Consider the following 6,855-nt stretch of genomic DNA (forward strand, 5'->3'; position numbering starts at 1 on the left):
TACAAAGGATACTATAAACGAATCATTCTTTTGTGAAATTAATACTGAAAGAAGTGAAGAAATACGCCTTGGCCCTGTTGTACCTGCACTGCTGTTTCCATTGCCTTCACGCACAACGAAAACTCCCCTTGAGAGAAGCGATTGACCTAGCCGTTGATAATTATGGTGTTATTAAGGCAAAGGCGAGCTATAGGCAAGCTTCAGGTGAAAGCGTTAAGCAGGCCATAAAAGATTATTTCCCCAATGTTGTAATTGCGGCTCAACAAGACTATGGTACCATAAATGGTCAAAATGGTCCCTTATATGGTTTTGGGGGCTATGGAGTTGCGAGTTCTGGCCTTCCTTTGTCCAATCAGAACTGGAATGCGGCATTTGGGGCACTTTACCTTGCCAATGTCAACTGGGATGTCTTTGCTTTTGGCAGAGCCCGTGAAAAGATAGAAGTTGCCAAAAGACAAATGAGCAGGGACAGCACCGACTGGCAGCAGGAAATATTTCAGCATAAAGTAAAGGTTACGGCAGCCTATCTCAATTTGGCGGCTGCCCAGAAATTAACGGAATCTTATCGTAAAAATTTAAATCGGGCGGATACATTTAGAAGGACGGTGGTAGTGCGCAGCCTCAATGGACTCAATGCAGGAGTAGACTCTTCGCAAGCCAATGCGGAGGTATCCAATGCCAAAATAGCGCTCACTAAGGCCCTCGATTTCGAACAGGAACAAAGCAATAAATTGATTCAATTGCTAGGTACAAATGAAACTTTATTGGAATTGGATACGTTTTTTGTTTCTCGGTTGCCTAGGGAATTGTTGGATAATGTTGCCACATCGGTTGATGGCCACCCGCTCTTGCAATGGTATCAAAGCAGGATAAACCTAAGTGACGAACAAAGCAAGTATTATAATACGTTCAAGTATCCCACGGTTTCTATTTTTGGCGTGTTTCAGGGTAGGGGCTCTGGTTTCTACAGTAACTATGCTACTGATCAATCGGCCTTTACGAGCAATTATTTTGATGGCATATCTCCAGACCGCATGAACTATTTGCTGGGCGTGGGGATCAGCTGGAACCTTACTCAGCCATTTAGAATGAGGCATCAGGTAAGGGCGCAAAATCTTATCAGCCGAGGCCTGGCTGCTGAATATGAAATGACGCAGCAGCAGTTAAATGCACAGTTGGTGCTTGCCAATCAGAAACTGAAGAATGCACTGGACAATTATTTGGAGGCCCCAGTTCAGGTAAAGGCGGCGTCGGATACTTATTTGCAACGGTCGGTGCTTTACAAAAATGGACTTACCAATCTGGTCGATGTGACGCAAGCGCTCTATCTGCTTATCAGGGCGGAAACCGATCGGGATATAGCCTACAACAATGTATGGCAAGCGCTTTTATTAAAAGCCGCTGCCTCTGGAGATTTTGATTTGTTTCTGGAGGAAATATAAATTACTGAAAGCCCAAATAATTAAATGAAATGAATCTGATTCGATTTGCACTACGTAAGCCCATCACGATAATGGTTATGGTGGCAGGTCTTTTCTTCTTTGGCATAAAGGCAATTACATCCATTAAGATTGATATTTTTCCCAGATTGGATTTGCCCGTGATTTATATTGCACATCCTTTTGGAGGATATACACCTACGCAAATGGAAGCGTTTTTTGGCAAGCAATATGTTAACGTACTGCTATTCGTAAACGGAATCCAAAGTATAGAAACGAAGAACATTCAGGGGCTCACGTTGATGAAGGTCAACTTTTATCCCGGGACGGATATGGCGCAAGCCGCCGCTGAGCTGAGCGCCTATTGTAATCGTATTCAGGCTGTATTCCCACCAGGGTCACAACCACCATTCATCATGCGTTTTGATGCATCTACACTTCCGGTAGGACAATTGGTGTTGCGAAGTGACAAGAGGAGTAACAATGAATTGCTGGATATGGCCAATCAATATGTGAGATCAACTTTCACTTCCATTCCCGGCCTAGTGGCTTCGCCTCCTTTTGGAGGCAATGTGAGAACCGTCGTTATAAAGGTTGATCCCACCATGTTGCGTTCGCATAATATGACGCCCGATCAAATTGTGAATGCCATTGCAGTGAACAATCAGACTACGCCGTCTGGAAATGTACGTATTGGAGATAACAACTACTTGACTCCTGTCAATACGACTATAAAACAAGTGAAAGATTTTGAAGATATCCCCTTGTTTAAAGACGGCGTGCAAAATCTCTATCTGAGGGATGTGGCTACGGTGGAAGATGGAGCCGATATTACTTCCGGATATGCACTTGTCAACGGAAAGCGATCGGTATATCTCAGTATTGCAAAAAGTGCAGATGCTTCTACTTGGGAGGTAGTGAACAATTTAAAAAAAGCTATTCCCAGGATACAAAATACGCTTCCGGAGGATGTACAGTTGAGCTATGAGTTTGATCAATCCACTTATGTAGCTAATAGTGTAAAAAGCCTTATCACGGAAGGGGCGATAGGGGCAATATTGACCGGATTAATGGTCATTCTGTTTCTGGGTGATTTGCGCGGTGCTCTCATCGTGATCTTAACTATACCTACCTCTATTATTTCCAGTGTACTTTTCCTCAATTTATTTGGCCAGACTATCAATATTATGACGTTAAGCGGCCTGGCATTGGCCATAGGCATATTGGTAGATGAAAGTACCGTTACTATCGAAAATATACACCAGCACATGGATATGGGTAAGCCCAAGGCATTGGCCATCTGGGATGCTTGTAAGGAAATTGCCTTTCCGAAACTGTTGATCTTGTTCTGTATTCTGGCCGTATTTGCGCCAGCGTTTACGATGGGGGGTATTCCGGGTTCCTTGTTTTTGCCACTTGCCTTGGCCATAGGGTTTAGCATGGTCGTTTCTTATTTCCTAGCACAAACCTTTGTACCGGTAATGGCCAATTGGATTATGAAGGTGAAGCATCATAAGCGCGATGATGGCAACTTGATGAGCGATGCCGAGGAGTACAAGCTGGCTGGTTTGGAAGAAGATGCAGCGCATCAGAAGATAGTATCTGCCAATGAATTGGATATGAACCACGATGGTAAAATCAGTTTCTTCGAAAAGTTACGTGGTCGGTATCTACGTTTTATTGACAGGATTATGGTATACCGAAAACCAATTGTATTGCTATATCTGGCTTTTGTTGGCACTATAGCCTTTTTTCTATTCCAAACCATTGGGAGAGATGTATTGCCAAAGGTAAATGGGGAGCAGTTTCAGGTAAGGATCCGTGAGCCCCAGGGTACCAGAATAGAGCGAACAGAAGCAAAGACCATATCGGTTCTCAATGCTATTGCCGATGTTGTAGGAAAAGAAAATGTCTCCCTTACATCCGCTTATGTAGGTACCCATCCACAGCAATTTGCAGTAAGCCCCATATTCCTTTGGATGGCTGGCCCTCAAGAGGCCGTGATACAGGTGTCTTTGCGGGAAGGGTATCACGTCGATTTAGATAAGCTTAAGGATGGGATAAGAACGAAGGTAAGTCAGCTTGCGCCAGAGATGGAGCTGTCTTTCGAGCCAATTGAATTGACGGATAAGATTCTAAGTCAGGGATCTCCTACGCCTATAGAAGTTGCTTTTTCAGGAAGGGACAAGAAACAGAATATTGTGTATGCGAAAAAGCTGATGCATGAGTTGAACAAGATTTCCTATTTGAGGGATATACAGATAGCGCAGTCTACGGAATACCCTTCTATCAACGTGGAAGTAGACCGCATACGGGCTGCGCAGCTGGGTGTAGACATGAGAGATATTTCACGTTCGTTGATCGCGTCAACATCATCTTCTCGGTATACGGAAAAAAACATGTGGACGGATTTGAATATGAACTACCCCTATAGTGTTCAGGTACAGGTTCCTGAATACCAAATGGGCAGTGTGGACGAGCTGGGGGAGATACCTTTGTTGCCCAATACAAGTCGTCCTGTTCTGAGCGACGTAGCTACTATTCGTCCATCTACGGAATATGGGGAGAACGACAATATAGGAGCATTGCCAACCCTTTCCGTAACGGCCAACTTGAATGACGTAGATTTGGGTACGGCGAAAGAAGGTGTTCAGAAAGCTATAAAGGCCTTAGGGGAGCTCCCTCGGGGCATTACGATAGAAACAAAAGGACTGACTAATACACTGGACGAAACTATGGGCAGCCTGGAATCGGGATTAATTATAGCCATTGTGGTGATATTCCTCATGTTGGCGGCCAATTTTCAGTCGTTTAAAGTTTCTGCTATTGTACTGGCTACCGTACCTTCTGTCGTATTGGGTTCTTTGTTGTTATTGATGCTTTGTGGCTCCACGTTGAACTTACAGTCGTACATGGGAATGATCATGTCCGTGGGAGTTTCTATATCCAATGCCGTGTTGTTGATAACCAATGCGGAAGAAATTCGCCTGCAAACGAATGATGCCTTGTCTGCCGCCAAGCAAGCAGCAGCCTTACGACTAAGGCCGATCTTAATGACAGCTTTGGCAATGGTTGTGGGAATGATTCCTATGGCCAGTGGGCTTGGCGAAGCAGGGGATCAGTCTTCCCCTTTGGGAAGAGCCGTGATAGGGGGGCTGATCGCTTCAACATTCGCGGCACTGTTTATCTTGCCTTTGGTTTTTGGATGGGGGCAAAAAAATGCTGGCATTCAAAGTGTCTCCCTTGATCCAGAAGATCCGGAAAGTGTTCATTTTATAGAAGATTTAGAAAACAAATAATACTGAAAGCTATGAATAAAGCTAATGCTCATCACCATTGGACTCGCTGGAATGTGCTGCTGATGTCCTTTGTGGTAATTATTATCAGTGCCTGTCATTCGTCTGGCAATGATGGTGAGGAAAAGGTACAGGAAGAAAGTGGTCGGCCATTACGGCAAGCTTTCAGGCTGGAGAAAGGAGATTTGAATACCTCTTTTCGAATACCAGGCGAGCTAATGGCCTTTCAGCAGGTAGATATTTATGCAAAGGTTAATTCTTTTGTTAAAAAGCTTTATGTCGATGTAGGCAGTGAAGTGCAGCAAGGTCAATTGCTTGCTACGATGGAAGCCCCAGAGTTGAATTCGCAATTAGCCGGGGCTGAATCGCGCTTGAAATCTCAAGAGGCGGTTTATTTAGCCAGCAAGGCGACCTATGAACGTTTGCTCGAAACGAGCAAAACCCCAGGGACGATTTCACAAAATGACTTAGATATAGCCTTGTCCAAACAGAAATCAGACTTTGCACAATTCAATGCCGCTGAAGCAAGTTATAGGGAAATAAAGGACAATATGGGCTATCTGGAGATTAGGGCGCCATTTAGTGGGATAATTAGTGCTAGGAATGTGAGTTCTGGTGCTTATGTTGGTCCATCAGGGAAAGGATCCGACCTGCCTATATTTACCTTACAGCAGCAAAATAAACTACGGCTAGTAGTAACCGTACCCGAAGTCTATACCTCTTATTTGCACCGCGATGCGGAGGTGTCGTTCCGCGTAAAGGCAAAACCCAATCAAGTATTCAAGGCACAGGTAAGCAGGATGGCTGGAGCCTTGGATAGCCGTCTAAGGTCGCAACGAGTCGAAATGGATGTAGACAATCAAAGCAAAGTGTTGTTGCCAGGTATGATCGCCGAGGTAGATATTCCTTTAAAAGGTGCCGAAAGGAATTTTGTTGTGCCAAGCACGGCTGTTCTAAATTCTACGCAAGGTTTATTTGTGGTGAAAGTTGTCAATAATAAGGCAGTATGGGTTCCAATCTCTCTGGGACGTAGCGCTGATGGTAAGTCTGAGGTGTTTGGTGAGCTTCAAGAAAATGATCATTTATTATCTGTTGCGACAGAAGAGGTTCGGAATGATGATGATTTAGGTCAATTGGAAATAGTTGGTAATTGACTTAAATTTTTTCGATCAGACAATCAATGCGTTAGGTTTTTTTTGAAAAAAAAGGGTGTTTGTGGTTTGGAAAGGGGGATATAGTTTCTACCTTTGCACTCCGCAAACGAGGGGATGCGGTGGTTTTTTGAGGTCTTGAGGGGTGTTTTATCGGGGTGCGGGGTGCATGGGAGGTGCCTGGAAAAAAAGCGAGAAAACATTTGGAAAGACGGAGCGAAGGTCTTACCTTTGCAGCCCCGAAAGGGGGAAAGGGATACGAGGGGCTTGCGCCCCGGAGATCTGCCAGGCCGAAGCGCGAAGCGGGGGCAAAGAGGTTCTTTGAAAATACAGGTTGGAATAGACAGAGCAGCGGTACCCGGGAGGGCCGGCGGGCGTCCACGGGCGTCCTTCGGTCCTCCGGGTGCCCGGAAGATACAATTAAGAGAAACAATTACAATGGAGAGTTTGATCCTGGCTCAGGATGAACGCTAGCGGCAGGCCTAATACATGCAAGTCGGACGGGATCCAGTAGCTTGCTACTGGTGAGAGTGGCGNACGGGTGCGTAACGCGTGAGCAACCTGCCCACGTCAGGGGGATAGCCCCTCGAAAGAGGGATTAAGCCCGCATGCGACGGAAGGCCCGCATGGGCCCTCGGTCAAATATTCATAGGACGTGGATGGGCTCGCGTGGCATTAGCTNGTTGGCGGGGTAACGGCCCACCAAGGCGACGATGCCTAGGGGCTCTGAGAGGAGTGACCCCCACACTGGTACTGAGACACGGACCAGACTCCTACGGGAGGCAGCAGTAAGGGATATTGGTCAATGGGGGGAACCCTGAACCAGCCATGCCGCGTGCAGGAAGGAGGCCCTACGGGTCGTAAACTGCTTTTGCCGGGGAACAACCGCCGCTACGCGTAGCGGCCTGAGCGTACCCGGAGAATAAGGATCGGCTAACTCCGTGCCAGCAGCCGCGGTAATACGGAGGA

Annotated in this window: 3 protein-coding genes and 1 rRNA gene; all 4 read left to right on the forward strand. The window is 46.0% G+C overall.

Annotated elements, in window-relative coordinates:
- Nucleotides 1-32 precede the first annotated feature (32 nt).
- Nucleotides 33-1,442, forward strand: coding sequence for a TolC family protein (locus A37S_RS0109565; protein WP_245586347.1), 1,410 nt, complete (start codon nt 33-35; stop codon nt 1,440-1,442).
- Between the two features lie 29 nt (nt 1,443-1,471).
- A complete protein-coding gene (locus tag A37S_RS0109570; protein WP_028296800.1) occupies nt 1,472-4,738 on the forward strand; it encodes an efflux RND transporter permease subunit in 3,267 nt (1,088 codons plus the stop codon).
- A gap of 11 nt (nt 4,739-4,749) precedes the next feature.
- Nucleotides 4,750-5,889, forward strand: coding sequence for an efflux RND transporter periplasmic adaptor subunit (locus A37S_RS0109575; protein ID WP_084163837.1), 1,140 nt, complete (start codon nt 4,750-4,752; stop codon nt 5,887-5,889).
- Between the two features lie 432 nt (nt 5,890-6,321).
- A 16S ribosomal RNA gene (locus A37S_RS0109585) occupies nt 6,322-6,855 on the forward strand; the annotation flags it as partial.

Source organism: Olivibacter sitiensis DSM 17696 (genome assembly GCF_000427965.1).
Classification (GTDB): Bacteria; Bacteroidota; Bacteroidia; order Sphingobacteriales; family Sphingobacteriaceae; genus Olivibacter; species Olivibacter sitiensis.

Coding starts and splice junctions, on each gene's coding strand:
- A37S_RS0109570 (WP_028296800.1), top strand. CDS start 1,472: ATGAATCTGATTCGATTTGCACTACGTAAGCCCATCACGATAATGGTT.
- A37S_RS0109575 (WP_084163837.1), top strand. CDS start 4,750: ATGAATAAAGCTAATGCTCATCACCATTGGACTCGCTGGAATGTGCTG.